A 25,085-nucleotide genomic window follows, 5' to 3' on the forward strand; every position below is an offset into this window, starting at 1 on the left:
ACGAACAGAAACTGTGGATAACTCTGTTGAAGAAGTTAATACATTGTATGTAAGGCAGGTTACAGCGCATGACATGGCTGTGGATAATTAAATTCGGATTGGATAAAAATTTGGAGCGGGAAACGAGACTCGAACTCGCGACCCCGACCTTGGCAAGGTCGTGCTCTACCAACTGAGCTATTCCCGCATTGAGAGGCTATTACACCCTGCTGCTATGGCAGCATTTGGCTTTCACTACAAATGACTTTTACTACAAAAACTGCACGTAAAAAGAGATAAAAATTGGAGCGGGAAACGAGACTCGAACTCGCGACCCCGACCTTGGCAAGGTCGTGCTCTACCAACTGAGCTATTCCCGCGTCACATAAAAACTAACGCATTGCTTTTATATATTTATTCTTTTGGTGCTAATTCTTTTGTTACAAACTTCTCCGCTATTGGAAGAAGTTGGAGCGGGAAACGAGACTCGAACTCGCGACCCCGACCTTGGCAAGGTCGTGCTCTACCAACTGAGCTATTCCCGCCCTGAATACTGTTTTCAGCCTAAATGCGGCTGTTTTCTCTGTACTGAATCCGTTCACGCAGACTTGCGAATTCTTCATCGGTACGGGGTGCGCATTATACGAGAAATCCGTTTTGCCGCAAGCCCCTGAAAGCAAAAAAATCATTTTTCGACGCAAGTGCTGATTAAAGCAGCAATATGTTTCATTTGCCAGCACCGAGTGATGAATAAAGCATCACCAAGGCTAATCGATGGAACAAAACACATTATATATCCAAAGCTATTGGAGTGGCAGGAAGGCAGTTCCCCCTGCCGCTGCAAGGGCGAAGGAGAACTATGATTGAATAAAATGCTCGCGATAATAAGCCAACTCAGCCACAGACTCGCGGATATCATCCAGCGCTTGGTGAGTGTTTTGTTTCTTGAATCCAGCCAGAATTTCAGGTTTCCAGCGGCGCGCCAGCTCTTTTAAGGTACTGACATCCAGATAGCGATAGTGGAAATAGGCTTCCAGCTCAGGCATATAACGGAATAGGAAACGGCGATCTTGACCCACGCTGTTGCCACAAATGGGCGACGTTCCGGCTGGCACCCACTGTTTCAGGAACTCAATGGTTTGTAATTGGGCATCATGGTCAGTAAATGGGCTGGCTTTTACTCGCTCAACCAAACCGCTGCCGGTGTGAGTACGCACATTCCATTCATCCATTAGTCCAAGCTGCTCATCTGATTGATGGACGGCAAGGACTGGGCCTTCGGCTAAAATATTAAGGTTAGCATCGGTGACCAGTGTCGCGATCTCGATGATCCGATCCCGTTCTGGATCAAGGCCAGTCATTTCCAGATCGATCCAGATTAAATTATTTTGGTTCTCTGCCATTTTATTTCCTGCCTGTTGCGGATGAGTCGAGCGAACAAAAGGTTAATTGATAAAATTATGTGTATCATAGCCCTTTTGGTCGCTACCAGCGATATACCCAAAGAAATTGGCGTTTTAGGTGAGCAGCAAATAGGTCCCTGCGGCGTCGAAGACAAAGGGCATTAATGCAAATTCAAGTGAGGCACAGTGAGTAAGAATAAACTGTCCAAAGGTCAACAACGCCGTGTACAGGCGAACCATCAGCGTCGGCTACGCACTGATAGAAAACCTGAGTTAGATGACTCTCAGCTTGGCGATGCGCAAGAAGGTATCGTCATCAGCCGTTTCGGTCAGCATGCTGATGTCGAAGCCACTGATGGTGTACAACACCGTTGTAATATCCGCCGCACCATTAAGTCATTGGTGACGGGCGACCGTGTGGTCTGGCGTCCTGGCCTGCAAGCGCAGGAAGGCGTGCGGGTGAAAGGTATCGTTGAGGCTGTTCATGAGCGCACCTCAGTTTTAACGCGTCCTGATCTTTATGACGGCGTGAAACCGATCGCCGCCAATATCGATCAGATCGTGATCGTATCGGCGATATTGCCAGAGCTTTCTCTTAATATTATCGATCGCTATCTGGTGGCGTGTGAAACGCTGGATGTTGAGCCGTTGATCGTGCTGAACAAGATCGATTTACTGGATGCCGATGGCCGTAAGTTCGTTGATGGCATGATGGATATTTATCGCCGTATTGGCTACAACGTGCTGGAAGTCTCTAGCCAGACCCGTGAGGGAATGGAGGCTTTCGAGCAAGCACTTGCGGGGCGAATCAGTATCTTTGCGGGTCAATCCGGTGTGGGCAAATCCAGCTTACTGAATGCGCTGTTACCACCGACTGATAACGAAATTCTGGTGAATACCGTCTCGGATAACTCAGGTCTAGGCCAACACACCACCACTGCCGCTCGTTTGTATCATTTCCAGCATGGCGGCGACGTGATTGATTCACCGGGAGTGCGTGAATTTGGCCTCTGGCATTTGGCGCCGGAACAAATCACGCAGGGATTTGTCGAATTCCGTGACTATCTCGGTCATTGTAAATTCCGCGATTGCAGCCATACCACCGATCCCGGTTGCGCACTGCGTGAAGCTGTAGAGCAAGGCAAAATTGCAGAAGAACGTTTTGATAATTACCATCGAATTTTAGAAAGTATGGAGCAAGTGAAACCTCGCAAGACAGCAGATAGCGACGAGAAGTGATGCTTTAAGCGCGGTTTTTATCGCCGATACTCCATAACGGGTGCAGGGAAAAATACTGCGTCCCTTTATTTTTATCGTTTACCGAAGAGGTCTACGTGCTAGACAGTATTAAAATCAGATTACAATATTTGCTCCCAAAGCAGGGTTTGACCCGTTTGGCGGGTTGGGGCGCGGATAAGCAAGGCGGCTGGTTGACTCAACTGGTGATCAAGGCTTTTGCTCGCTTTTATAAAGTCGATATGAAAGAAGCTCAGGATCCTGAGTTCTCGGCTTATCGCACCTTTAACGAATTCTTTGTGCGGCCACTGCGTGATGGTGTGCGCCCTATCACGGCTGAAGAAAGCTGTTTGGCCCAACCTGCAGATGGTGCTATCAGCCAGTTAGGTACGATTCATGATGGGCAAATATTGCAAGCTAAAGGCCACCACTACAGTTTAGAAGCGCTATTAGCCGGTAATTACCTGCTTGCTGCTGAATTCCAGAATGGCCAGTTTGTCACCACCTATTTGGCGCCGAGTGACTACCATCGCGTGCATATGCCGTGTCACGGTGTCTTACGTGAAATGATTTATGTGCCCGGTGATTTATTCTCGGTTAACCCATTAACCGCAGCGAATGTCCCGAATTTGTTTGCTCGTAATGAGCGTGTTATTTGTATCTTCGATACCGAATTTGGCCCGATGGCGCAAATTTTGGTGGGCGCTACGATTGTTGGCAGCATCGAAACAGTTTGGGCAGGGACCATCACCCCACCACGCGAAGGTGTTATTCGCCGCTGGACATACCCGCAAGCTGGCACTGACGGCGCGGTCGTGCTGGAAAAAGGGCAAGAAATGGGCCGCTTTAAATTAGGCTCAACGGTGATTAATCTGTTCGCCGAAGGCAAAGTACACTTAGCACCACAGTTAAACAGCGGTTCTATCACTCGTATGGGTGAAGTGTTGGCCGAAATCGTCCCTACCCCCCCGCCGTGCTAGCTTGCTGCTGACGACGTAACCGATGTTGAGGAACCCTGATTTGCGCCCAATAATTTCTCGCTTTTTTGGCTCGCTCTTATCATTTAGTCAGTCAATGGCGGCTGGCCTCTTGTTGTCATTTGCCATGTTGTTCTCCTTGCCGCTTCATGCGGCAACTCAACCCAATGAAGAACAACTGCGGCAAGAGCTGAAACAAGTTGAAGCTAACAAAGGGATGACCAATCAGGCAGAGATTATTCAGGCGCTGCAAGGGGCCCTTAGCTGGTTAGCGGATGCCAAAGAAGCTGACATTCGCGCTCAGCAATATCAAAAAGCGATTGATGACTTCCCTAAACTGACCCGTGAACTGCGGCAAGAACTGGCACAGGAAGGGGATAAGCCCCTGCCGGTCCCCAATAATCTGTCTACGTCAGAGCTAGAGCAGCAAGTGCTGCAAATCAGCAGTCAATTGCTGGAATTAAGCCGTCTGTCGCAGCAAGAGCAAGACAGAGCGCGGGAAATCAGCGAGTCTCTCAACCAACTGCCTCAGCAACAATCAGAAGCACGGCGTATTCTGACCGAAATCGGCGCGCGGCTTCAGGCGCAAAGTAACCCCGCAAACCCTGTCGCACAGGCACATTTGACGCTATTGCAAGCTGAAATGGTCGCGCGCAAAGCAAAAGTCAATGAATTGGAGCTTTCTCAGCTCTCGGCCAATAACCGGCAAGAGCTGTCACGGCTACGTGCGGAGTTATACAAAAAGCGGCAAGAACGGGTGGATGCCCAGCTACAAACGTTGCGTAACAATCTGAACAATCAACGCCAACAGGCAGCTGAAAAAGCCTTAGAGCGCACTGAGCAATTGGCTGAACAAGGCGGTGACCTGCCTGAGTCTATCACCCAGCAGTTGCAAATTAACCGTGAGCTATCACAAGCGCTGAATCAACAAGCACAACGTATTGACCTTATTTCTTCGCAGCAGCGCCAAGCGGTGGCACAAACACAGCAAGTTCGGCAGGCGCTCAGTACCATTCGTGAGCAGGCCCAATGGTTAGGCGTTTCAACCGCACTGGGGGAAACGCTACGTGCACAGGTTGCCAGGTTACCTGATGTGCCAAAATCTCAGCAGTTGGATCGTGATATGGCTCAATTGCGGGTTCAGCGCCTGCAATATGAAGATATGTTGGATAAGCTGCAACAACAGGATGTTAAATTAAAACAAGATGATGGCACACCGCTAACCACTGAGCAGCAACGTATTTTGGATGCCCAATGGCGGACGCAGCGTGAATTGCTGAATTCTCTGCTCTCGGGTTATGACACTCAGATTCTTGAGCTAACGAAGCTAAAAGTGGCGAATAGCCAATTGGTAGATGCACTGAGTGAAGTGCGCGAAGCCACGCATCGCTACCTATTTTGGGTCGCAGATGTCAGTCCAATATCGCTCTCATACCCGATTAGCGTCGCACAAGACCTGACCCGCCTGCTGTCACTGGACACCCTGTCACAGCTCAGCAGCGCCTTTGTCATGATGATGACCAGCCAAGAAACATTATTGCCAATTATTGGTGCCATACTGTTTGTGGGTTTCAGTATCAGTTCACGCCGCCACTATCACGCCTTCCTTGAACGTGCCAGCAGCCGAGTCGGTAAAGTCACTCAAGACCACTTTTCTCTGACGCTCCGGACTGTGTTTTGGTCGATTCTGGTGGCACTACCACTGCCGGTCTTATGGGCCGCACTCGGTTATGGTCTACAAAGTGCTTGGTCCTACCCGATGGCTATCGCCATTGGGAATGCCGTTACTGCCACTGTACCGGTGCTGTGGGTGTTTATGATAAGTGCCTCGTTTGCCCATCCACATGGCCTGTTTATCACGCATTTCCGCTGGTCACCCACGCAAGTTGGGCGTGCAATGCGTTTTTATCGCATGTCCGTATGGCTCATTATCCCATTAATGATGGCCCTGATTACTTTTGAGAATTATAACGACCGTGAATTCGCCGGTACTCTCGGCCGATTGTGCTTTATTTTGCTGTGTATCGCCTTAAGTTTGGTCACCAACAGCTTGAAGCGGGCAGGCATCCCCCTCTATTTAGATAAAAAAGGGTCAGGGGAAAATATCATTAACACCGCGCTGTGGGGGCTACTGCTCTCAGCGCCCTTAATCGCAGCGCTGGCATCAGCTCTCGGTTACCTCACCACCTCACAGGCGTTATTGGCACGATTGGAGACATCGGTCGCCATCTGGTTCTTCCTGTTAGTGATTTATCACATTGTCCGCCGTTGGATGTTAATCCAGCGCCGCCGTATTGCCTTTGATCGTGCGAAACAGCGTCGGGCCGATATTCTGGCGCAACGCGCGCGAGGTGAAGAAGACACGCCACACAATAACAGCACCGAAGGATCTATTGATGTAGAAGAGCCGGTCATTGATCTGGATGTGATCAGCGCCCAGTCACTACGACTGGTGCGATCGATTCTCACCATGATCGCGTTGGTGTCCGTGATCGCCCTGTGGTCTGAGATTCACTCCGCTTTTGGTTTCCTCGAAAATATTCGTCTGTGGGATGTCTCATCGACGGTTAACGGCATTGAGTCTGTGCAAGCGATCACCATGGGATCATTGCTGATCGCCATCTTAGTGATGATTGTCACCACTCAGCTCGTCCGTAACTTACCGGCTTTGCTGGAGTTGGCGCTGTTACAGCATTTGGATCTGACGCCAGGAACGGGTTATGCCATCTCCACGATCACCAAATATCTGTTGATCCTGTTTGGCGGGCTGATCGGCTTCTCAATGCTGGGGATTGAATGGGCGAAATTCCAGTGGCTAGTTGCTGCATTAGGCTTAGGTTTGGGCTTTGGTTTGCAGGAAATTTTTGCCAACTTCGTCTCTGGCCTGATCATTTTGTTTGAAAAGCCGATCCGTATCGGTGATACCGTGACGATCCGCGATCTCACTGGCAGCGTGACCAAAATTAACACTCGTGCGACCACCATCTCAGATTGGGATCGCAAAGAAATAATTGTGCCAAACAAAGCGTTTATTACTGAGCAATTCATTAACTGGTCACTGTCTGATTCGATTACCCGTGTGGTGCTAACGGTGCCTGCGCCGGCTGAAACCAGCAGCGAAGAAGTGACTGACGTGTTACTGACTGCCGCACAACGCTGTACGTTAGTACTGGAGAATCCACCACCCGAGGTGTATTTGGTCGACCTTCAACAAGGCATTCAGATTTTCGAGCTGCGTATCTATGCCGCTGAAATGGGCCACCGTATGCCACTGCGCCATGAGATCCACCAACTAATTCTGGCCGGTTATCGTGAGCACGGTATCACTCTGCCATTCCCACCTTTCCAAGCTCGTCTGGAAACATTGGGCCGTGGCGCTGGGCGCACCATTACCTCGGGCCGCAGCCGTTCGCCGGGTAGTCTCTAAAGGGATACCTTGATCGATAGAAGATATTGATGGATAGAGGCATTAATAAATAGAAAAATGGCCTGACGCAATAAAGTGTCAGGCCATTTTTTTGGCTAATCCTAGCCGGCGATGAGAGTATCACCGAGCGCAGAAGGGACTAGGCAATATTGACTGGGAATGCAATCACATCACTCAATCTTTCCGCATTCAGCGCTAACATCACTAAACGATCAACACCGAGCGCCACACCAGAACAATCCGGCAAACCGTGCTTTAGTGCCGCGATCAGATTCATGTCGATGGGATTCTGCGGTAAGCCGCGTTTAGCCCGACTGCGATTGTCTTGTTCAAAACGTTGCAGCTGCTCATCGCCGTCTGTCAGCTCATGGAAGCCATTCGCCAACTCAATGCCTTTGAAGTAAACCTCAAAACGCTCAGCGACACGGTGATCTTCGGTGCTGATCACGGCAAGTGACGCCTGTGATGCAGGGAAATGATAAACAAAAGCAGGCTTATCACGGCCAATGTGTGGCTCAACGCCCACGGTAAACAGCAGTTGCAGTAGCGTGTCGCGATCCTCTTCGGTATCAGCGATATTGCTTAAATCCAGTTTTGCTGCAACTTCACGTAGTTGCGCTTTATCTGCCGATAATGGATCGATACCCAAATGACGCTGAAACGCTTGCTGATAAGAGAGTGTCTCAGCGCTATTGCAGTCCAAAATTTGCTGCAACAGGTCATCAACCTCATTCATTAAGCGATACATATCATAATGTGGGCGATACCATTCAAGCATGGTGAATTCAGGATTGTGATGACGCCCCGCTTCTTCATTGCGGAAACTGCGCCCCAACTGATAGATAGAGCCACTGCCTGCCGCCAACAGCCGCTTCATGTGGTATTCCGGACTGGTCATCATGTACAGCGTCAAACCATCGGCAGCGCCCGGGCCAACAAACCGGGTTTCGAATGGGACTAAATGAATGTCCGTCACTGTCGCTTGGCTCATGGTAGGCGTTTCAACTTCTAATACGCCACGATCGGCAAAAAAGCGCCGGATCTCTGCCATTATTGCTGCGCGCTTCAACAAATTGGCGATGGGTGCACTCGGCTGCCAGCTTGCCGTTTCGCTCATGGTGGTTAACTCCGAAATCAAACAGGGGATGCAGTCTACTCGCATCTCCTCATTCAGACAAATCTCCCTCCCCTCAGGGCGCTTTTTATGCCGAATTCAGCATTTCACTCTGTGAAAAAGAGTTAAGCCTAGTAGATCCTGTTTGGGATCACGTTTTTGTCAGTAATGCCTTTGAGGCGGTTCAAATAAAACAAAACAATCGATCACATCAAATTTCTACTACTTAGCATTGGGTATAATTATGCCCATACAAAAAGTAAGAAATAGCTATCCTTAATACCAGTATTCTCGTTACCGGCTAATAAGTTAGTCAGATAATAATATTAAAAAACCGATTAAGAATAGAGATTCACTTTATATACCCAACGTCATTGGTGTAGCAGCAGGGTAGCAGGCTCACACCGCAGCAATACCAAGAGCGAAGGATATAAGTTTTTCACTTGAACAATGGAGAAGCGCAGTGCAAACCTTTAACGCCGATCTTGCCATTATCGGGGCCGGAGGCGCTGGTTTACGTGCAGCAATAGCCGCAGCGGAAGCCAACCCTCAACTGAAGATTGCTCTGATCTCGAAAGTATACCCGATGCGTAGCCATACCGTGGCCGCAGAAGGGGGATCAGCCGCCGTCACGCAGGACCACGATACCTTTGACTATCATTTCCATGACACTGTCGCCGGTGGTGACTGGTTATGCGAACAAGATGTTGTTGACCATTTTGTTCACAGTTGCCCAGAAGAGATGGCACAGTTGGAAATCTGGGGCTGCCCGTGGAGCCGCAAACCAGATGGCTCAGTTAACGTGCGTCGCTTTGGTGGGATGAAAATTGAACGTACGTGGTTCGCCGCTGATAAAACCGGCTTCCACATGTTGCACACCCTGTTCCAAACCTCATTGAAATACCCGCAAATTCAGCGTTTTGATGAGCATTTCGTCCTCGATATTCTGGTTGATGAAGGTCAAGCACGTGGCGTTGTCGCCATGAATATGATGGAAGGCACCCGAGTCCAAATCCGCGCGAATGCCGTGGTAATGGCGACAGGCGGTGCAGGTCGCGTTTATCGCTATAATACCAACGGCGGTATTGTTACCGGTGATGGTATGGGGATGGCGTTCCACCACGGCGTTCCGCTGCGGGATATGGAATTTGTGCAATATCACCCCACCGGCCTACCTGGTTCTGGCATCCTGATGACCGAAGGTTGTCGTGGCGAAGGCGGTATTCTGGTCAATAAAGACGGTTACCGTTATTTGCAAGATTACGGTATGGGGCCAGAAACACCACTTGGCGAACCTAAAAACAAATACATGGAGTTAGGCCCGCGCGATAAAGTTTCGCAAGCCTTCTGGCATGAATGGCGAGCTGGTCGCACTATCCCGACACCGCGTGGTGATGTGGTGTATCTGGATCTGCGCCATTTGGGCGAGAAAAAACTGCTTGAACGCTTGCCGTTCATCTGTGAATTAGCAAAAGCTTATGTGGGTGTTGATCCGGTCAAAGAACCGATCCCAGTACGCCCGACCGCGCATTACACTATGGGCGGTATCGAAACTAACCAACAGTGTGAAACCCGCATCAAAGGGCTATTTGCCGTCGGCGAATGTTCTTCTGTTGGTCTGCATGGCGCAAACCGTTTGGGTTCCAACTCACTGGCAGAATTAGTGGTCTTTGGCCGTGTGGCGGGTGAACAAGCTGCCCTGCGCGCCATGGAAACTGGCCCTGCAAACGGCAGTGCATTAGATGCCCAAACCCGCGATGTTGAAACCCGTCTGAGTGATTTGATGAAGCAGGAAGGGACCGAGAATTGGTCCAAAATCCGCGATGAAATGGGTCTGTCGATGGAAGAAGGTTGCGGTATTTACCGTACGCCTGAATTGATGCAAAAAACCGTCGATAAGCTGGCTGAGTTGAAAGAGCGCTTTAAACGCGTGAAAATTACCGATAACTCCAGCGTTTTCAACACCGACCTGTTGTACACCATTGAGCTAGGCTATGGCTTGGATGTCGCTGAATGTATGGCTCACTCAGCACTGAATCGTCGTGAATCTCGTGGTGCCCATCAACGTCTGGATGAAGGCTGTACTGAACGTGATGACGTTAACTTCCTGAAGCATACTTTGGCCTTCCATACTCCAGGTGGCGCGCCACGTCTTGAATACAGTGACGTGAAAATTACCAAGCTGGCACCGGCTAAACGTGTTTATGGTGGTGAAGCCACCGCTCAAGATGCAAAAGATTTGAAGGATAAGGAGCAGGCGAATGACTGATATGAAACTCCTGAAAATGGAGGTCATGCGCTATAACCCAGAACGTGATAGCGAACCTCACTTCGAAACCTTTGAAGTCCCTTACGATGAGCAAACCTCGCTGCTAGATGCGTTGGGCTATATCAAAGATAACCTTGCGCCAGACTTGTCTTATCGCTGGTCTTGCCGGATGGCGATTTGCGGTTCGTGCGGCATGATGGTCAACAAAGTGCCGAAACTCGCGTGTAAAACCTTCCTACGTGAATATACCGCAGGGATGAAAGTAGAGGCGCTGGGTAACTTCCCGATTGAGCGTGATTTAGTGGTTGATATGACTCACTTTATCGAAAGTCTGGAAGCCATCAAGCCCTACATCATTGGTAATGACCGCAAACCTCAAGATGGCCCGAATAAGCAGACCCCAGCACAGATGGCGAAATACCATCAGTTCTCCGGCTGTATTAACTGTGGTTTGTGCTATGCCGCTTGCCCGCAGTTTGGCTTAAATCCAGAATTTATTGGCCCAGCCGCGATTACGTTAGCGCACCGTTACAATCTGGATAACCGTGACCACGGCAAGAAAGAGCGTATGCCTCAGCTTAACGGTAAAAATGGTGTCTGGAGCTGTACCTTCGTCGGTTACTGCTCTGAAGTGTGTCCGAAACACGTTGATCCGGCCGCTGCGATCCAGCAGGGCAAGGTTGAGAGTGCCAAAGACTTCATGATCGCCATGCTGAAACCACAATAAGGGAGGGGAGACAAAAATGACGACTAAACGTAAAGCTTATGTCCGCACCATGGCCCCTAACTGGTGGCAAAGCCTTGGTTTCTACCGTTTTTACATGTTGCGTGAAGGGACATCAGTTCCCACTGTGTGGTTCAGTATCCTGATGATTTACGGCGTATTCGCGTTGAAAAGTGGCCCTGCAGGATGGGAAAGCTTCGTTGGCTTCCTACAAAATCCGCTGGTGCTCCTGATCAATATCATCACGTTATTTGCGGCCGTGTTACATACCAAAACATGGTTTGAACTGGCGCCTAAAGCGGCAATTGTTATCGTAGATAGCGAAAAAATGGGTCCAGGGCCAATTATCAAAGCGCTGTGGGTGGTAACGGTCGTGGCTACCGCGATTATTTTAGCCGTTGCATTACTCTAATTCGGAGGAAAATAAGATGAATCAAGTTCCTAAGCGCTCCGATGAACCTATCTTCTGGGGTCTGTTTGGTGCGGGCGGCATGTGGAGTGCCATTATCGCACCTGCAGTTATCTTGTTGGTGGCGATTTTGCTGCCATTGGGTGCTTTCCCTGGTGATGCATTGAGCTATGAGCGCATTTTGGCGTTTTGTCAGAGTTTTATTGGCCGCGTATTCTTGCTGCTGATGATTATTCTGCCACTGTGGTGTGGTTTGCACCGCATCCATCACGCCATGCATGATTTGAAAATCCACGTCCCCGCAGGGAAATGGGTCTTCTATGGTTTAGCTGCAATTCTGAGTGTCGTCGCTATTATTGGTGTTTTAACACTGTAATCGCCTAAACCTAATCAATACTTATCAACGGCCCGCACTTCTGCTGGGCCGTTTTTTTATCCCTATCGCTTATAACTCAGATTCATCCATTTGCACCCCCGATAGATGATAGCTATTCTCAGTAACAGTTCACTGGCTGAAATAGGAAAGAATGCTAATGCGTTTGTGGTCAAAACTCTCTGTGTTAGCGGCGACTCTGCTCTCTGTCGCCTGTAGTGTCACGCCGCCAAAAGACGTGAAGGTCGTCGATAACTTCCAATTACCCCGTTATCTTGGGACATGGTATGAGATTGCGCGTCTGGATCATTCGTTTGAGCGCGGGCTCGATCATGTCACCGCAAATTACACACTCCGCGATGATGGCGGCGTAAAAGTGACTAATCGGGGTTATAACGCCAAGAAACAGCAGTGGCAGGAGAGTATTGGGAAAGCCTATTTTATTGGCTCCCCACAACAAGCCTCACTGAAGGTGTCATTCTTCGGGCCATTCTATGGCGGCTATAACGTGATTGATTTAGATGATGAGTATCAGCATGCCTTGATTGCCGGTCCTAACCGAGATTACCTGTGGATTTTATCCCGCACGCCAACCATTGATAACCAGACTCGTGATCGTTTGGTCGCGGTCGCGAAGCAGTATGGTTTTCCGGTGGAGGAGTTGATTTGGGTTGAGCAGGGGGAGAGGTAAGATCAGCTCTTACTTTATCAGTGATGGCTTGATAGCTGACCGGATCTGGTTTCGGTTGATATTCGTTCAGATGAGCGGTTCGGTTGAGGACTGGATCTGGTTTCGGTTGATATGAGATCGGTGATCACCTCATCTCCTATACCCCAACAGATGACCGGATCTGGTTTCGGTTGAAATGAGATCGGTGCTCACTTTGACTCCGCCGCCTCAACCGAGTCGGGCCGCAGGGCGGCGGCCCAACACCCGCGCCTTTGCGCGAAATATTGTGGCTTCGCCATCCCCTCCGGCAGCTCGCAGGCTTATCGAACCGGCGCTGACTCGCTCCCAGCTCGACAGCCCCTTTCGCCGCGTCCATGCGGCTCATTCGGCCTGCAATCTTTGTCGGCAATTTTTCTGATTGCGCTCAACGTCAAGACCCAAGACCCAAGACCCAAGACCCAAGACCCAAGACCCAAGACCTAAAAATCATGGTGTTGACCTTGAAGTTTGAAAGCACATTTGAGCTGCCGAATGAAGAGTGAAGGTAGGACGCGAGGCATGGATGCCGAGCGAGGGCCGCTTGAACAGGAGTGAATCGGCCCGGTCCGTCAGCCGAAACGATGAGTGAGGGAACCTGTGAAGCAGGCAAGCGATGCGTGCGCAAGCGCGGGTATCCAAAGGGGCCACGCTCATGGCCCATTTGGCGGTTGAGGCATCGGAGCCAAGGTGATCGCCGATCTCATGTCAACCGAACCGATCACCAAACCAAACCAAACCAAGCAACCGGATCCACCTGCGAAGCAGACAGCCGATGCGTGCGCAAGCGCGGGTATCCAAAGGGGCCACGCTCATGGCCCCTTTGGCGGTTGAGGCATTAGAGCCAGAATGAGCACTGAAGCAATAACAACCGAACCATTCACCGAACACCAACCGAAACCAGATCCGGTCAGCAGTTAAAACATCAGAAGCAAGGTGAGCCCCCCTATGACGCCAACTTCAACCCAATAATCCCGGCCAAAATCAACCCCAAACTCAACACCCGTGCCAAACTCGCTGACTCCCCTAGCAACGCGATACCTAAAATCGCCGTCCCTACTGCACCAATACCGGTCCAAACAGCATACGCCGTACCCGCAGGTAATGTTTTCATGGCATAGGCCAGCAAGAAAACACTCGCCGCCATCGCCACGATGGTAATAATACTGGGATTCAGACGCGTAAAACCGTGGGAATATTTCAGGCCAATCGCCCAAATGACTTCTAATAAACCCGCAATAACCAGAATAATCCAAGCCATGGTAACTACCTCGCTTAGGCGGGGTCGTCCCCAGAAAATAGATGCGTGTTCAGGTCGTCCCGAACAGCCAAAAGATCAGAGGGATAAGTTATCACGCCTAATAATAAGCAGCAATATCTTCAAGGTAAGAACGGAAACTCGGCGGAAGTTGCCGCCGATAGCAACATAATCGAGGTTTATTCAGCGCTTCGTTCAATCGCGCTGCCGGCACTTTGTACATCTTTGCCCACACCTTTCGTTGTGTTACAGGCGCTCAATGAAGAGATAACCAACAGTGAGAAAATAATAGCGATGCTTTTCTTCAACATGATCAAAATTCCTTATAGGGCTTTGGCATAATCGCTTTATAAGGATAGTCATAAAAACTGTATTACGCTTTTTCGCACTTCATTGGCAATTCTGTTCGACTGAGATGAATCTGGCCTAGAAAGCAGAAAACCGCCTTTGGGCGGTTTTCTTTTATTCTCAACGCAGCTTATTGACCAGACTCGTTATTGGCTGAGCTTAGTCTTCTCTTAAGCTTACTTAACGCGAGAAACGTATTCGCCAGAGCGAGTATCAACTTTGATGATTTCGCCAACCTGTACGAATAATGGCACCTTAACGACTGCACCGGTGCTCAGCGTTGCAGGTTTACCACCTGTACCTGCTGTATCACCTTTCAGACCTGGGTCTGTATCAGTAATTTCAAGCTCAATAAAGTTTGGCGGAGTGACAGCAATTGGCTGACCATTCCACAGAGTTACGATACATTCGGCTTGGTCAATCAGCCACTTAGCATTGTCGCCAATCGCTTTAGCATCAGCTTGCAACTGTTCGTAAGTCTCGTTATTCATGAAGTGCCAGAACTCACCGTCGTTGTACAGGTAAGTCAGGTTCAGATCGTTAACGTCTGCGCCTTCGGCTGAGTCAGTAGATTTGAAGGTTTTCTCAACGCGACCGCCAGTCAGCAGGCGACGCATTTTAACGCGAGCAAAAGCTTGTCCTTTGCCTGGTTTTACGAACTCGCTGGCCTCAACTGCATAAGGCTCGCCCTCAAACATGATTTTAAGACCGGGACGAAAATCGTTGCTATAATAAGTGGCCATAATGGTCCTCAAGAAACTGGTAGTAAGCCTAAAAAATGGCAAGTATTGTAACCCGAAACATGCCAATTAGAGAAGATTGGTTGCAACAACTCGCCGATGTAATTACTGATCCGGACGAATTGCTAAGAATTCTGTTCTTAAATGAACACCCTAACCTGCAACAAGGCACTGCGGCGCGGCGTTTATTCCCGCTCAGGGTGCCGCGTGCGTTTGTTGCGCGCATGCAACCAGGCGATCCTTCTGACCCTTTACTGCTTCAGGTGCTGACTGCACGTGAAGAGTTTATCGCTGCGCCCGGTTTTACCAACGATCCGCTTGATGAACAACGTAGCGTGGTACCCGGTCTGTTGCACAAATACCGCAACCGCGCACTATTACTGGTTAAAGGCGGTTGTGCTGTCAATTGCCGCTATTGTTTCCGCCGCCATTTTCCTTATCAAGACAACCAAGGTAATAAGGCTAATTGGCGTCAGGCATTAACCTATATCCGCCAACATCCCGAATTGGATGAAATCATCTTTTCGGGAGGTGACCCGTTGATGGCAAAAGATAGCGAACTCAGTTGGCTATTAGATGAGCTAGAAAGTATTAGCCACATCAAACGGCTGCGTATTCATACACGGTTGCCGGTGGTGATTCCTGATCGTATTACACCAACACTCTGCCAGCGGTTAGCTGATTCACGGTTGCAGGTATTAATGGTCACACACATCAACCATGCCAATGAAATCGACCAGTCCTTGCGAGACAGTATGGCACAGCTAAAACAGGCGGGAGTGACGCTGTTAAACCAGAGTGTGCTGCTACGTGGGATCAATAATGATGCCGACGTACTAGCAGCATTAAGCAATGCTTTGTTTGATGCAGGGATTTTGCCTTACTACATCCACGTATTAGATAAAGTGCAAGGTGCCGCTCACTTTATGGTTGATGATGATGAAGCGAGACAATTAATGAAAGGCTTGCTCAGCCGCGTGTCCGGTTATCTGGTTCCACGTTTGGCGAGAGAGATCGGTGGGCAGCCAAGTAAAACGCCGCTGGATTTGCGCTTAATGCAAAGCGAATGATAACGGCCAGTCGAGCCACCGTTTTAAATAATGACAGTTTTAAATAGTGACAGAGTTAAATAATGACATAGTTAAAAATCAGGGGATGCTATGCGTCCCCTGATTGATCAAGATTCACACTACAGCCGCTATCAAGGGCACTTATAGACTTCGCCAATCATTTTGCTGTCTAGTGGTGCAAAGCTTGATAGGAAGGTTTCGCTCGGGCTAGTTGCACCATAGATCACGTTGCCACCCATTGCCGCAGCTTTATTACGCAAGTCATTTGCCGCACCGCGCATAGAACTGCTTTCACCGCCGCCACCTGAGAACCAGTTGCTCTGAACCCCAGTCACCTGACCGACTAACTGACATTCACTCCCCGGTTTGGTATCAGCAAACTTCACTTGCTCGCCTGCTGAACTCAGTTGGTTAGTGGAGCTACAGCCAGCCAGCAATACTGCGGCTGAAAGACCGAGTAACACTTTAATCCGCATTTTTTTCCCCATTCGAAGTTGAGAATCACGCTAAAGATTACCAGAAAGCACCGCCGCCGCTTAGGCATCCGTTGCCGAAATTGTCCAATGCAATGTCAAGTATGCAGGAAATGTTAGTTTACACATTAAATCAGCAAAGCAGCTAAAAAAAGTCCTGCAATCATCACACTGAATGAAATAAAAAAAGCGAGCAGGTCTCCCTACTCGCTTTCTTCGACAATTTACCCTTCGCTGCCTTTATCTAAATGGCAGCAGAAAGATAAGGGGCATTACATCATGCCGCCCATGCCGCCCATACCACCCATGCCGCCAGCGCCCATATCAGCACCTTTGTCATCACGTGGCAGGTCAGTGATCATGCACTCGGTGGTGATCATCAGGCCAGCAATAGAGGCTGCGTACTGCAGAGCAGAACGAGTCACTTTAGTTGGATCCAAGATACCCATCGCGATCATGTCACCGTATTCTTCGCTGTAAGCGTTGTAACCGTAGCTACCTGAACCCGCTTTAACGTTGTTCGCGATAACAGAGGCTTCTTCACCGGCGTTAACCACGATCTGACGCAGTGGCGATTCCATTGCACGCAGAGCTACTTTGATACCCACGTTCTGGTCTTCGTTGTCGCCTTTCAGGCCAGAAGCTGTGATAGCAGATGCAGCACGAATCAGTGCAACACCACCACCAGCAACCACGCCTTCTTCTACCGCAGCGCGGGTAGCGTGCAACGCATCTTCAACGCGAGCTTTCTTCTCTTTCATTTCAACTTCAGTTGCGGCGCCCACTTTGATAACGGCAACGCCGCCAGCCAGTTTAGCAACACGCTCTTGCAGTTTTTCTTTGTCGTAGTCAGAAGTCGCGTCTTCAATTTGCTGACGGATCTGAGTCACACGGCCTTGAATCGCCGGTTCGTTACCTACGCCATCGATGATGATAGTAGTGTCTTTGTTGATAACAACACGTTTAGCCTGACCCAGATCTTCCAGAGTGGTTTTTTCCAGTTCCAGACCGATCTCTTCAGAGATAACAGTACCACCAGTCAGGGTAGCGATGTCTTGCAACATAGCTTTACGACGGTCACCGAAACCAGGTGCTTTAACAGCAGCCACTTTCACAATGCCGCGCATGGTGTTAACCACCAATGTTGCCAAGGCTTCACCTTCAACATCTTCTGCAATGATCAGCAGTGGCTTACCGGCTTTCGCAACGGCTTCCAGCACTGGCAGCATTTCACGGATGTTAGAGATTTTCTTGTCAGCCAGCAGGATGAACGGGCTTTCAAGCTCAATAGAACCTGTTTCTGGTTTATTGATGAAGTAAGGAGACAGGTAGCCACGGTCGAACTGCATACCTTCTACTACGTCCAGCTCGTCTTGCAGGCCAGAGCCTTCTTCAACGGTGATAACGCCTTCTTTGCCTACTTTTGCCATCGCTTGCGCGATCAGCTCACCCACAGTTGAATCGGAGTTCGCAGAAATAGTACCAACCTGTGCGATAGCTTTAGAATCAGAGCAAGGTACAGACAGTTTCTTCAGCTCTTCAACCGCAGCAACAACCGCTTTGTCGATACCGCGCTTCAGATCCATTGGGTTCATGCCCGCCGCAACGGCTTTCAGACCTTCAGTGATGATTGATTGAGCCAGAACAGTTGCAGTAGTAGTACCGTCACCTGCCGCGTCATTCGCTTTAGAGGCAACTTCTTTAACCATCTGTGCACCCATGTTCTCAAACTTGTCTTCCAGTTCGATCTCACGTGCAACAGATACACCGTCTTTGGTGATTGTTGGAGAGCCGAAAGACTTGTCCAGAACTACGTTACGGCCTTTCGGGCCCAGGGTCACTTTCACTGCATCAGCAAGGATGTTTACGCCGCGTAGCATTTTGATGCGTGCGTCGTTACCGAATTTTACGTCTTTAGCTGCCATTGGTATTTCCCTTAACTCGTTCAGTTCAGAAGATTAGAGAGCGTGATTACGCTTCAACAATTGCCAGGATGTCGCTTTCGGACATGATCAACACTTCTTCGTGGTCGATCTTCTCTGACTTCACGCCATAACCATCGTTGAAAATAACGATGTCGCCTACTTTCACATCCAGCGGCTTAATCTCACCGTTATCTAGGATGCGACCATTGCCGACTGCCAGTACTTCACCACGGGTAGATTTACCCGCTGCAGTGCCAGTCAGAACGATGCCGCCAGCAGATTTGGATTCAACTTCTTTGCGCTTGACGATAACGCGGTCATGCAATGGACGAATTTTCATTGATAGCTCTCCTATGAGAAGGTCCGTATCAGATTTAGGATTAATATCGGTCTGCCTTCATAACCGATACCGTGGCTTTCTTAATGGGGACGATGTCGTATCGCTTCAAGGGAGGTGACAAAAAAAATTTCATTTTTTTCTCGCCTGAAAGTGAGGTGATTCCCCCCTTTTCTCCGCCCTACCCAAAGAAAAAACCGGTCATTTACATAATTATTTTTTGGTTAATAAACAAGCTATTAATTTAATATCGCCGCTTATTTATCATCTTTAAAACGATTATCTGTAGGTTTATCATCCTCATCCGGATGATGCTCTACGGTATAGCGATCATCTGCTTTACGCTGAAACTCGCCATCAAAGGTATTTCCACCGCCCATTGGGCCGCTACCACCACCAAAATGACCGCCACGATAAATGTTCAAATGCGGCATCAACTTTAGCGTCAGTGATTTTTGAATCGGTGGTAAAAGCAACAATAACCCCAGGAAGTCAGTAAAGAAGCCAGGGATCAACAGTAAGAAGCCGGCTAATATCAGTGAAACACTCTTCACCATTTCAGCCGCAGGGCTTTCTCCTGCCGCCAGTTTTTGTTGCATCTGGATAAAGGTTTTTATCCCTTGGTTACGCACCAGAGAAATCCCCACGCAGGAGCTCAGGATCACCAGCAGTAGGGTAACAAAGACACCGAGTACAGCGGCGACCTTGATAAATATCGAGATTTCGATGTATGCCAATAAAAATATCAGCGCTAACGGTAACCAACGCACCGCATTCTCCTTATTCCAATCATTCAGCACCCCTCATCAGGTAAACCTGCCTGACAGATACCATGAAAACCTTGACCCAATCGGTGCTCGCTCTGCTCTTATCCCCCAAATGCGCGGATTTGGCCGTCAGCACCACCTTCAACCTGAGTCGACCCCCATTAAATGGAGGTTATTGACAGGTTTTTCAAGTTGGCGAGATACTTTTATTACTAATTAGTCTATCTGTGAGTGAAATCACAGATATCAGATCATGTCGATTAATAACGGCAATATAGTGATCCTAGTTCAAGGCTTTTTATTGTTAAGCAGCATATGATCCTGTTAGCAATTGGATGAATGGTTAATCTTTCCGCACGAAAGGTTCATCACGGCATCAAATTGCGTCCACGGCGGCATAATTTAGTTAACAAATACAAAACAAGACAGCACATTAGAGAAGGTTCTCATGTCAAATAACATTCGTATTGAAGAAGACCTGTTAGGTACACGAGAAGTCCCCGCAGAGGCTTACTACGGTGTTCATACCCTGCGTGCGATTGAAAACTTCTATATCAGTAACAGTAAAATCAGTGATGTTCCGGAATTTGTCCGCGGCATGGTGATGGTAAAAAAAGCAGCGGCAATGGCGAACAAAGAGCTGCACACTATCCCTCGCAAAATTGCTGACATCATTATCCAGGCTTGTGATGAAGTTCTGGATAAAGGCAAGTGCATGGATCAGTTCCCAGTCGACGTGTTCCAAGGCGGCGCGGGTACGTCTCTCAACATGAATACCAACGAAGTTCTGGCCAATATCGGTCTGGAACTGATGGGTCACCAAAAAGGGGAGTATCAATACCTTAACCCTAACGACCATCTGAACAAATGTCAGTCCACCAACGATGCCTACCCAACCGGTTTCCGCATTGCGGTCTACGCCTCTATTATGAAGTTGATCGATGCTATCAATGAATTAGGCGAAGGTTTCGGTAGAAAATCGAAAGAATTCGAGAAAATTCTGAAAATGGGGCGTACCCAATTACAGGATGCAGTACCTATGACACTGGGTCAGGAATTCCGTGCTTTCCAAGTGTTATTGAACGAAGAAACAAAAAACCTGCAACGTACCGCAGAGCTGCTGCTGGAAGTTAACTTGGGTGCAACGGCTATCGGTACAGCCTTGAACACACCAGAAGGTTACCAACAACTGGCGGTACAAAAACTGGCTGAAATCAGCGGCTTGGCATGTGTTCCGGCGGAAGATTTGATTGAAGCAACCTCTGACTGCGGTGCTTACGTGATGGTACATAGTGCCCTGAAACGTCTGGCCGTTAAGATGTCAAAAATCTGTAATGACTTGCGTCTGCTGTCATCAGGTCCACGTACTGGTCTGAATGAAATTAACCTGCCAGAGTTGCAAGCAGGGTCTTCTATCATGCCAGCGAAAGTGAATCCGGTGATCCCAGAAGTTGTTAACCAGGTTTGTTTTAAGGTGATTGGTAACGACACTTGCATTACTATGGCGGCCGAAGCAGGTCAGCTCCAGTTGAACGTCATGGAGCCAGTGATTGGCCAAGCGATGTTTGAGTCTATCCACATCCTGACAAATGCTTGTTACAACCTGTTGGAAAAATGCATTAACGGTATTACTGCCAACAAAGAAGTTTGCGAGCGTTACGTCTTTAACTCTATCGGTATCGTCACTTATCTGAACCCATTCATTGGCCACCATAACGGTGACATCGTGGGTAAAATCTGTGCGGAAACTGGTAAAAATGTGCGGGAAGTGGTTCTGGAACGCGGCCTATTAACGGAAGCTGAGCTAGACGACATTTTCTCTGTTGAGAACCTGATGCACCCCGCTTATAAAGCGAAACGCTATACCGATGAAAATGAACAATAAAATAATCATCCGGTAGCCCTGTAAGGCACGCATGCTCCTCTGGACAGCGTGCCTTTTTACTTTCTGACGAATACATTCTTTTAACTTTTATTTTTCATTTGGATCAAGGAGTAAACACTATGATAGCCGTAGAATTAGTCATCGTTCTGCTGGCCATTTTTTTAGGGGCCAGGTTAGGCGGTATCGGTATCGGCTTTGCGGGTGGGATTGGTGTTTTGGTATTGGCGATCATTGGCGTCAAACCTGGCAGCATTCCCTTTGACGTTATTTCAATTATCATGGCCGTTATTGCTGCTATCTCTGCGATGCAGGTTGCTGGCGGTATGGACTATCTGGTGCAACAAACTGAAAAGTTACTGCGCAAGAACCCAAAACACATCACTATCCTCGCACCACTGGTCACCTATTTTCTGACCATTTTTGCTGGGACAGGTAACATTTCACTTTCCGCATTGCCGGTCATTGCAGAAGTGGCAAAAGAACAAGGCATCAAACCTTGCCGTCCGCTTTCTACCGCTGTGGTTTCCGCGCAAATCGCCATCACCGCATCTCCTATTTCTGCGGCAGTGGTTTACATGTCTTCTGTCATGGAAGGTCACGGCGTCAGTTACTTACATCTGCTGATGATCGTTATCCCTTCTACGCTGCTTGCCGTGTTTGTGATGTCGTTAATCGTTTCTTGGTGCTTTAACTCCAAACTGTCAGATGACCCTATCTATCTGAAACGTTTGGAAGAAGGGTTAGTCACCTTACGTGGCGATACCGTTAAAGTCATCAAACCACGGGCTAAGACCTCTGTGTTGCTGTTCTTAGCGGGCGTACTGTGTGTTGTGGCTTATGCCATCATCAACAGCCCAAGCGTCGGTCTGGTAGCAACACCACTGATGAACACCACCAATGCTATCCTGATCATCATGCTGAGTGTGGCCACTATCACCACCATCGTGTGCTCGGTTGATACGGATTCAATCCTGAACTCCAGTACCTTCAAAGCCGGTATGAGTGCTTGTATCTGTATTCTGGGTGTAGCTTGGTTGGGCGATACCTTCGTACAGCATAACTTGGAATGGATTAAAGAAACGGCAGGTAGTCTGATTCAGACTCACTCATGGTTGCTGGCCGTTATCTTCTTCTTCTGCTCAGCACTGCTTTACTCTCAAGCAGCCACTGCCAAGGCATTGATGCCAATGGCGATGGCCCTGAACGTTTCTCCACTGGCGGCCATTGCTTCTTTCGCCGCTGTTTCTGGCCTGTTCATTCTGCCGACCTACCCAACACTGGTTGCGGCAGTACAAATGGATGACACCGGCACCACTCGTATTGGTCGCTTCGTGTTTAACCATCCGTTCTTCATCCCAGGCACTATCGGGGTGGCACTGGCCGTTTGTTTCGGCTTCGTGATGGGCGGTTTGGTCCTGTAATCTGCTTGATGGGGCGCATTTCGCGCCCCGCTTTCCCTCTCATATCCCACTGTTACATAAATCATCTTCTGCCCTTCCATAGCTTCGCGTTATAGTTCAAGCACGTTGTGCAACTTACGAGGCGAACATGTCTGCTAGTGAAACGATGAATGGCAATACGACAATCTGTGATGCAATTGTGGTATTGTGCACCGCCCCTGATGAAGCCAGTGCGCAGGATTTAGCCGCGCAGGTATTGGGTGAAAAACTGGCCGCCTGCGCCACCTTATTGCCAGGTGCGACCTCGATTTATTACTGGGAAGGGAAACTCCAGCAAGAGTATGAAGTCCAACTCTTGTTCAAGAGCAATACTGTCCATCAGCACGCCCTGCTGAGTTATATCAAACAGCATCACCCCTACGAAACACCAGAATTGCTGGTGTTACCGGTACGGGACGGAGATAAAGATTACCTGTCATGGCTCAACGCTTCCTTACTCTGATTCTGCTGCTGTGCAGCGTTTTACTCACGCCGTACAGCGCACAAGCTTCGCTATTTGGTGAAAATGGATCTTTTGGCCAAAAAAGCAGCCAGAATCGGTTTATACCGGTCGATCAAGCGTTTGCCTTTGATTTTCGCCAACAAGGCGACCAACTCACGCTGAGTTGGCAGATTAATCCCGAATACTACTTGTATCGTGAGCAAATCAAAATTGTGCCGCAGAATGCGACACTCGGCGCGTTTACCCTGCCGGAAGGTAAAGCACATCATGATGAATTCTACGGTGAAGTGGCGATTTTCAAGCAGCAACTCACGCTGAAAATCCCCATTACACAGGCGGGTGATGGTGCGAGTGTCAGTGTGACCTACCAAGGTTGCGCCGAAGCCGGATTCTGCTATCCGCCAGAAACGCGAGTGGTGCCCCTCGCAGCCGTCATCAAGAATGCCACTGCGGCGCCAACCAGTGATGCCGCAACGCCAGTCAACAATGATGCAACACCAGCGCCCGCTGAACTGCCCTTCTCGCCATTATGGGCGCTGCTGATCGGTATTGGCATTGCCTTTACGCCCTGCGTATTACCGATGTATCCGCTGATTTCCGCTATCATTCTGGGTCGTGAGAAGCCTCATAGCCAACGGCGGATCTTGCTACTGGCGGTGGTGTATGTGCAAGGGATGGCATTGACTTACACCTTGCTCGGTTTAGTGGTTGCCGCGGCAGGTTTACAGTTCCAAGCCGCACTACAGCACCCTTATGTGCTGATCGGGTTATCGGCACTGTTCGTGTTGCTGGCGTTATCGATGTTTGGCCTTTATTCACTGCAATTGCCCTCTTCACTGCAAACCCGACTGGTGCAGTGGAGCAGCAGCCAGCGCGGTGGCTCGCTGGCGGGTGTATTTGCCATGGGGGCATTAGCGGGCCTGATTTGCTCACCTTGTACCACGGCACCACTCAGCGCCATCCTGCTGTATATCGCGCAAAGCGGTAATATGCTGGCCGGTGGCGGCACGCTATATCTGTATGCATTAGGGATGGGTATTCCGCTGGTGATTGTGACGCTGTTCGGCAACAAACTCATCCCGCGCAGTGGCCCATGGATGCAGTATGTCAAAGAGGCGTTCGGTTTCGTGATTTTGGCGCTACCCGTCTTCTTATTAGAAAGGGTGCTGGGCGATGTTTGGGGCTTACGCCTCTGGAGCCTACTGGCTGTCGCCTTCTTTGGCTGGGCCTTTGTTCTGAGCCTAAAAGCGCACTCTGGCTGGGCGCGTGCTTGCCAGCTATTGCTGCTGGCGGCCTTATTAGTCGCCGCCCGCCCGCTGCAAGATTGGGCATTTAACGGTAATACCACGCAAAATCAGATCAACCATTTGGCGTTTAAACCGGTCAACGATTTACCTCAGCTCCAAGCGGCATTAGCCCAAGCGCATGGTAAGCCGGTGATGCTGGATCTGTACGCCGATTGGTGCGTCGCTTGTAAAGAGTTTGAGAAATACACCTTTAGCGATGCTCAGGTGCAGCGTGAATTAGCCGATACCGTACTCATTCAAGCTGATGTGACCACCAACAGTGCCGAACATGCAGCGATGTTGAAAAAACTGAACGTGTTGGGCTTGCCGACAATCTTGTTTTTCGATGCTCAAGGAAACGAGATAACCGCCGCCAGAGTGACCGGTTTTATGAACGCCACAGAGTTTTTGCAGCATTTGCAAAACCAGCAGCAGTAATCTCGTTCAACATATTGATGGGAATACGTTTAGCCGCGA

General features: G+C 49.2%; 22 protein-coding genes and 3 tRNA genes. 13 read left to right on the top strand and 12 right to left on the bottom strand.

Going from position 1 to position 25,085, the window contains the following annotated elements; genetic code table 11:
- Positions 1 to 111: 111 nt before the first annotated feature.
- The 4 genes from BN68_RS11710 to orn all read right to left on the bottom strand — a co-directional run bounded on the left by BN68_RS11710 (position 112) and on the right by orn (position 1,382).
- A tRNA-Gly gene (locus BN68_RS11710) sits at positions 112 to 187 on the bottom strand.
- 96 nt (positions 188 to 283) lie between these two features.
- Positions 284 to 359: transfer RNA gene (locus BN68_RS11715), tRNA-Gly, on the bottom strand.
- Positions 360 to 448: 89 nt separating this feature from the next.
- Positions 449 to 524: transfer RNA gene (locus BN68_RS11720), tRNA-Gly, on the bottom strand.
- A gap of 312 nt (positions 525 to 836) precedes the next feature.
- The gene (gene orn / locus BN68_RS11725; RefSeq protein ID WP_019211352.1) at positions 837 to 1,382 is read right to left on the bottom strand and encodes an oligoribonuclease; all 546 of its coding nucleotides are present in this window, start codon (positions 1,380 to 1,382) and stop codon (positions 837 to 839) included.
- Positions 1,383 to 1,568: 186 nt separating this feature from the next.
- Between orn and rsgA the strand changes: the two genes are divergently transcribed.
- The 3 genes from rsgA (at position 1,569) to mscM (ending at position 7,022) form a co-directional block, all read left to right on the top strand.
- The gene (rsgA, locus tag BN68_RS11730) at positions 1,569 to 2,621 is read left to right on the top strand and encodes a small ribosomal subunit biogenesis GTPase RsgA (protein ID WP_019211353.1); all 1,053 of its coding nucleotides are present in this window, start codon (positions 1,569 to 1,571) and stop codon (positions 2,619 to 2,621) included.
- 95 nt (positions 2,622 to 2,716) lie between these two features.
- Complete coding sequence (asd, locus tag BN68_RS11735; RefSeq protein WP_019211354.1) at positions 2,717 to 3,598, top strand: archaetidylserine decarboxylase; 882 nt, start codon at positions 2,717 to 2,719, stop codon at positions 3,596 to 3,598.
- Positions 3,599 to 3,638: 40 nt separating this feature from the next.
- A complete protein-coding gene (gene mscM / locus BN68_RS11740) occupies positions 3,639 to 7,022 on the top strand; it encodes a miniconductance mechanosensitive channel MscM (RefSeq protein ID WP_019211355.1) in 3,384 nt (1,127 codons plus the stop codon).
- 139 nt (positions 7,023 to 7,161) lie between these two features.
- Here mscM and epmA read toward each other — a convergent pair whose 3' ends face one another.
- Entirely contained in the window at positions 7,162 to 8,139 is a 978-nt protein-coding gene (epmA, locus tag BN68_RS11745) for an elongation factor P--(R)-beta-lysine ligase (protein WP_019211356.1), read from the bottom strand.
- A 460-nt stretch (positions 8,140 to 8,599) separates the two neighbouring features.
- Between epmA and frdA the strand changes: the two genes are divergently transcribed.
- The 5 genes from frdA (at position 8,600) to blc (ending at position 12,602) form a co-directional block, all read left to right on the top strand.
- On the top strand, positions 8,600 to 10,405 hold the full coding sequence (frdA, locus tag BN68_RS11750) for a fumarate reductase (quinol) flavoprotein subunit (protein ID WP_019211357.1): 1,806 nt from the start codon (positions 8,600 to 8,602) through the stop codon (positions 10,403 to 10,405).
- The gene (locus BN68_RS11755; protein WP_019211358.1) at positions 10,398 to 11,132 is read left to right on the top strand and encodes a succinate dehydrogenase/fumarate reductase iron-sulfur subunit; all 735 of its coding nucleotides are present in this window, start codon (positions 10,398 to 10,400) and stop codon (positions 11,130 to 11,132) included. Before frdA ends, BN68_RS11755 begins: the two co-directional genes overlap by 8 nt.
- Positions 11,133 to 11,148: 16 nt before the next feature.
- Positions 11,149 to 11,541, top strand: coding sequence for a fumarate reductase subunit FrdC (gene frdC / locus BN68_RS11760; RefSeq protein ID WP_019211359.1), 393 nt, complete (start codon positions 11,149 to 11,151; stop codon positions 11,539 to 11,541).
- Between the two features lie 16 nt (positions 11,542 to 11,557).
- A complete protein-coding gene (gene frdD / locus BN68_RS11765) occupies positions 11,558 to 11,914 on the top strand; it encodes a fumarate reductase subunit FrdD (RefSeq protein ID WP_019211360.1) in 357 nt (118 codons plus the stop codon).
- A gap of 157 nt (positions 11,915 to 12,071) precedes the next feature.
- On the top strand, positions 12,072 to 12,602 hold the full coding sequence (gene blc / locus BN68_RS11770; RefSeq protein WP_019211361.1) for an outer membrane lipoprotein Blc: 531 nt from the start codon (positions 12,072 to 12,074) through the stop codon (positions 12,600 to 12,602).
- Between the two features lie 961 nt (positions 12,603 to 13,563).
- Here blc and sugE read toward each other — a convergent pair.
- The 3 genes from sugE to efp all read right to left on the bottom strand — a co-directional run bounded on the left by sugE (position 13,564) and on the right by efp (position 14,966).
- Positions 13,564 to 13,878 carry a quaternary ammonium compound efflux SMR transporter SugE gene (sugE, locus tag BN68_RS11775; RefSeq protein ID WP_019211363.1) on the bottom strand — a complete coding sequence of 105 codons (315 nt, stop codon included), beginning with the start codon at positions 13,876 to 13,878 and terminating at the stop codon, positions 13,564 to 13,566.
- A 176-nt stretch (positions 13,879 to 14,054) separates the two neighbouring features.
- The gene (locus tag BN68_RS11780; protein WP_004392446.1) at positions 14,055 to 14,186 is read right to left on the bottom strand and encodes an entericidin A/B family lipoprotein; all 132 of its coding nucleotides are present in this window, start codon (positions 14,184 to 14,186) and stop codon (positions 14,055 to 14,057) included.
- A 213-nt stretch (positions 14,187 to 14,399) separates the two neighbouring features.
- Complete coding sequence (efp, locus tag BN68_RS11785; protein WP_019211364.1) at positions 14,400 to 14,966, bottom strand: elongation factor P; 567 nt, start codon at positions 14,964 to 14,966, stop codon at positions 14,400 to 14,402.
- A 35-nt stretch (positions 14,967 to 15,001) separates the two neighbouring features.
- On the opposite strand from efp, the gene epmB reads away from it, so the two are divergent.
- On the top strand, positions 15,002 to 16,033 hold the full coding sequence (gene epmB / locus BN68_RS11790; RefSeq protein WP_019211365.1) for an EF-P beta-lysylation protein EpmB: 1,032 nt from the start codon (positions 15,002 to 15,004) through the stop codon (positions 16,031 to 16,033).
- A gap of 131 nt (positions 16,034 to 16,164) precedes the next feature.
- On the opposite strand, the gene BN68_RS11795 is transcribed toward epmB, so the two are convergent.
- The 4 genes from BN68_RS11795 to BN68_RS11810 form a co-directional block, all read right to left on the bottom strand.
- Positions 16,165 to 16,509: a DUF4156 domain-containing protein gene (locus tag BN68_RS11795; RefSeq protein ID WP_019211366.1), complete on the bottom strand. Its 345-nt coding sequence runs from the start codon at positions 16,507 to 16,509 to the stop codon at positions 16,165 to 16,167.
- Between the two features lie 269 nt (positions 16,510 to 16,778).
- Positions 16,779 to 18,431, bottom strand: a complete 1,653-nt coding sequence (gene groL / locus BN68_RS11800) for a chaperonin GroEL (protein ID WP_019211367.1) — start codon at positions 18,429 to 18,431, stop codon at positions 16,779 to 16,781.
- A gap of 46 nt (positions 18,432 to 18,477) precedes the next feature.
- Complete coding sequence (locus tag BN68_RS11805) at positions 18,478 to 18,771, bottom strand: co-chaperone GroES (protein ID WP_004391824.1); 294 nt, start codon at positions 18,769 to 18,771, stop codon at positions 18,478 to 18,480.
- Positions 18,772 to 19,025: 254 nt separating this feature from the next.
- On the bottom strand, positions 19,026 to 19,538 hold the full coding sequence (locus BN68_RS11810) for an FxsA family protein (protein WP_019211368.1): 513 nt from the start codon (positions 19,536 to 19,538) through the stop codon (positions 19,026 to 19,028).
- A 445-nt stretch (positions 19,539 to 19,983) separates the two neighbouring features.
- Between BN68_RS11810 and aspA the strand changes: the two genes are divergently transcribed.
- The 4 genes from aspA to BN68_RS11830 all read left to right on the top strand — a co-directional run bounded on the left by aspA (position 19,984) and on the right by BN68_RS11830 (position 25,046).
- Complete coding sequence (gene aspA / locus BN68_RS11815) at positions 19,984 to 21,420, top strand: aspartate ammonia-lyase (protein ID WP_004706985.1); 1,437 nt, start codon at positions 19,984 to 19,986, stop codon at positions 21,418 to 21,420.
- Between the two features lie 119 nt (positions 21,421 to 21,539).
- Positions 21,540 to 22,841: an anaerobic C4-dicarboxylate transporter gene (locus tag BN68_RS11820; protein ID WP_019211369.1), complete on the top strand. Its 1,302-nt coding sequence runs from the start codon at positions 21,540 to 21,542 to the stop codon at positions 22,839 to 22,841.
- 127 nt (positions 22,842 to 22,968) lie between these two features.
- A complete protein-coding gene (gene cutA, locus BN68_RS11825; protein ID WP_019211370.1) occupies positions 22,969 to 23,322 on the top strand; it encodes a divalent cation tolerance protein CutA in 354 nt (117 codons plus the stop codon).
- Positions 23,298 to 25,046, top strand: a complete 1,749-nt coding sequence (locus BN68_RS11830; protein ID WP_019211371.1) for a protein-disulfide reductase DsbD — start codon at positions 23,298 to 23,300, stop codon at positions 25,044 to 25,046. Before cutA ends, BN68_RS11830 begins: the two co-directional genes overlap by 25 nt.
- The last annotated feature ends 39 nt before the right edge of the window (positions 25,047 to 25,085 follow it).

This window comes from Yersinia massiliensis CCUG 53443, assembly GCF_000312485.1.
In the GTDB taxonomy this organism is placed as follows: domain Bacteria; phylum Pseudomonadota; class Gammaproteobacteria; order Enterobacterales; family Enterobacteriaceae; genus Yersinia; species Yersinia massiliensis.

What these genes read in the sequence shown, in the direction of transcription:
- BN68_RS11820 (WP_019211369.1), top strand. Translation starts at nt 21,540, where the DNA reads ATGATAGCCGTAGAATTAGTCATCGTTCTGCTGGCCATTTTTTTAGGG.
- frdC (WP_019211359.1), top strand. Translation starts at nt 11,149, where the DNA reads ATGACGACTAAACGTAAAGCTTATGTCCGCACCATGGCCCCTAACTGG.
- cutA (WP_019211370.1), top strand. Translation starts at nt 22,969, where the DNA reads ATGTCTGCTAGTGAAACGATGAATGGCAATACGACAATCTGTGATGCA.
- epmB (WP_019211365.1), top strand. Translation starts at nt 15,002, where the DNA reads ATGGCAAGTATTGTAACCCGAAACATGCCAATTAGAGAAGATTGGTTG.
- epmA (WP_019211356.1), bottom strand. Translation starts at nt 8,139, where the DNA reads ATGAGCGAAACGGCAAGCTGGCAGCCGAGTGCACCCATCGCCAATTTG.
- BN68_RS11795 (WP_019211366.1), bottom strand. Translation starts at nt 16,509, where the DNA reads ATGCGGATTAAAGTGTTACTCGGTCTTTCAGCCGCAGTATTGCTGGCT.
- BN68_RS11830 (WP_019211371.1), top strand. Translation starts at nt 23,298, where the DNA reads ATGGCTCAACGCTTCCTTACTCTGATTCTGCTGCTGTGCAGCGTTTTA.
- frdD (WP_019211360.1), top strand. Translation starts at nt 11,558, where the DNA reads ATGAATCAAGTTCCTAAGCGCTCCGATGAACCTATCTTCTGGGGTCTG.
- groL (WP_019211367.1), bottom strand. Translation starts at nt 18,431, where the DNA reads ATGGCAGCTAAAGACGTAAAATTCGGTAACGACGCACGCATCAAAATG.
- BN68_RS11805 (WP_004391824.1), bottom strand. Translation starts at nt 18,771, where the DNA reads ATGAAAATTCGTCCATTGCATGACCGCGTTATCGTCAAGCGCAAAGAA.
- blc (WP_019211361.1), top strand. Translation starts at nt 12,072, where the DNA reads ATGCGTTTGTGGTCAAAACTCTCTGTGTTAGCGGCGACTCTGCTCTCT.
- efp (WP_019211364.1), bottom strand. Translation starts at nt 14,966, where the DNA reads ATGGCCACTTATTATAGCAACGATTTTCGTCCCGGTCTTAAAATCATG.
- aspA (WP_004706985.1), top strand. Translation starts at nt 19,984, where the DNA reads ATGTCAAATAACATTCGTATTGAAGAAGACCTGTTAGGTACACGAGAA.
- BN68_RS11755 (WP_019211358.1), top strand. Translation starts at nt 10,398, where the DNA reads ATGACTGATATGAAACTCCTGAAAATGGAGGTCATGCGCTATAACCCA.
- BN68_RS11780 (WP_004392446.1), bottom strand. Translation starts at nt 14,186, where the DNA reads ATGTTGAAGAAAAGCATCGCTATTATTTTCTCACTGTTGGTTATCTCT.
- orn (WP_019211352.1), bottom strand. Translation starts at nt 1,382, where the DNA reads ATGGCAGAGAACCAAAATAATTTAATCTGGATCGATCTGGAAATGACT.
- sugE (WP_019211363.1), bottom strand. Translation starts at nt 13,878, where the DNA reads ATGGCTTGGATTATTCTGGTTATTGCGGGTTTATTAGAAGTCATTTGG.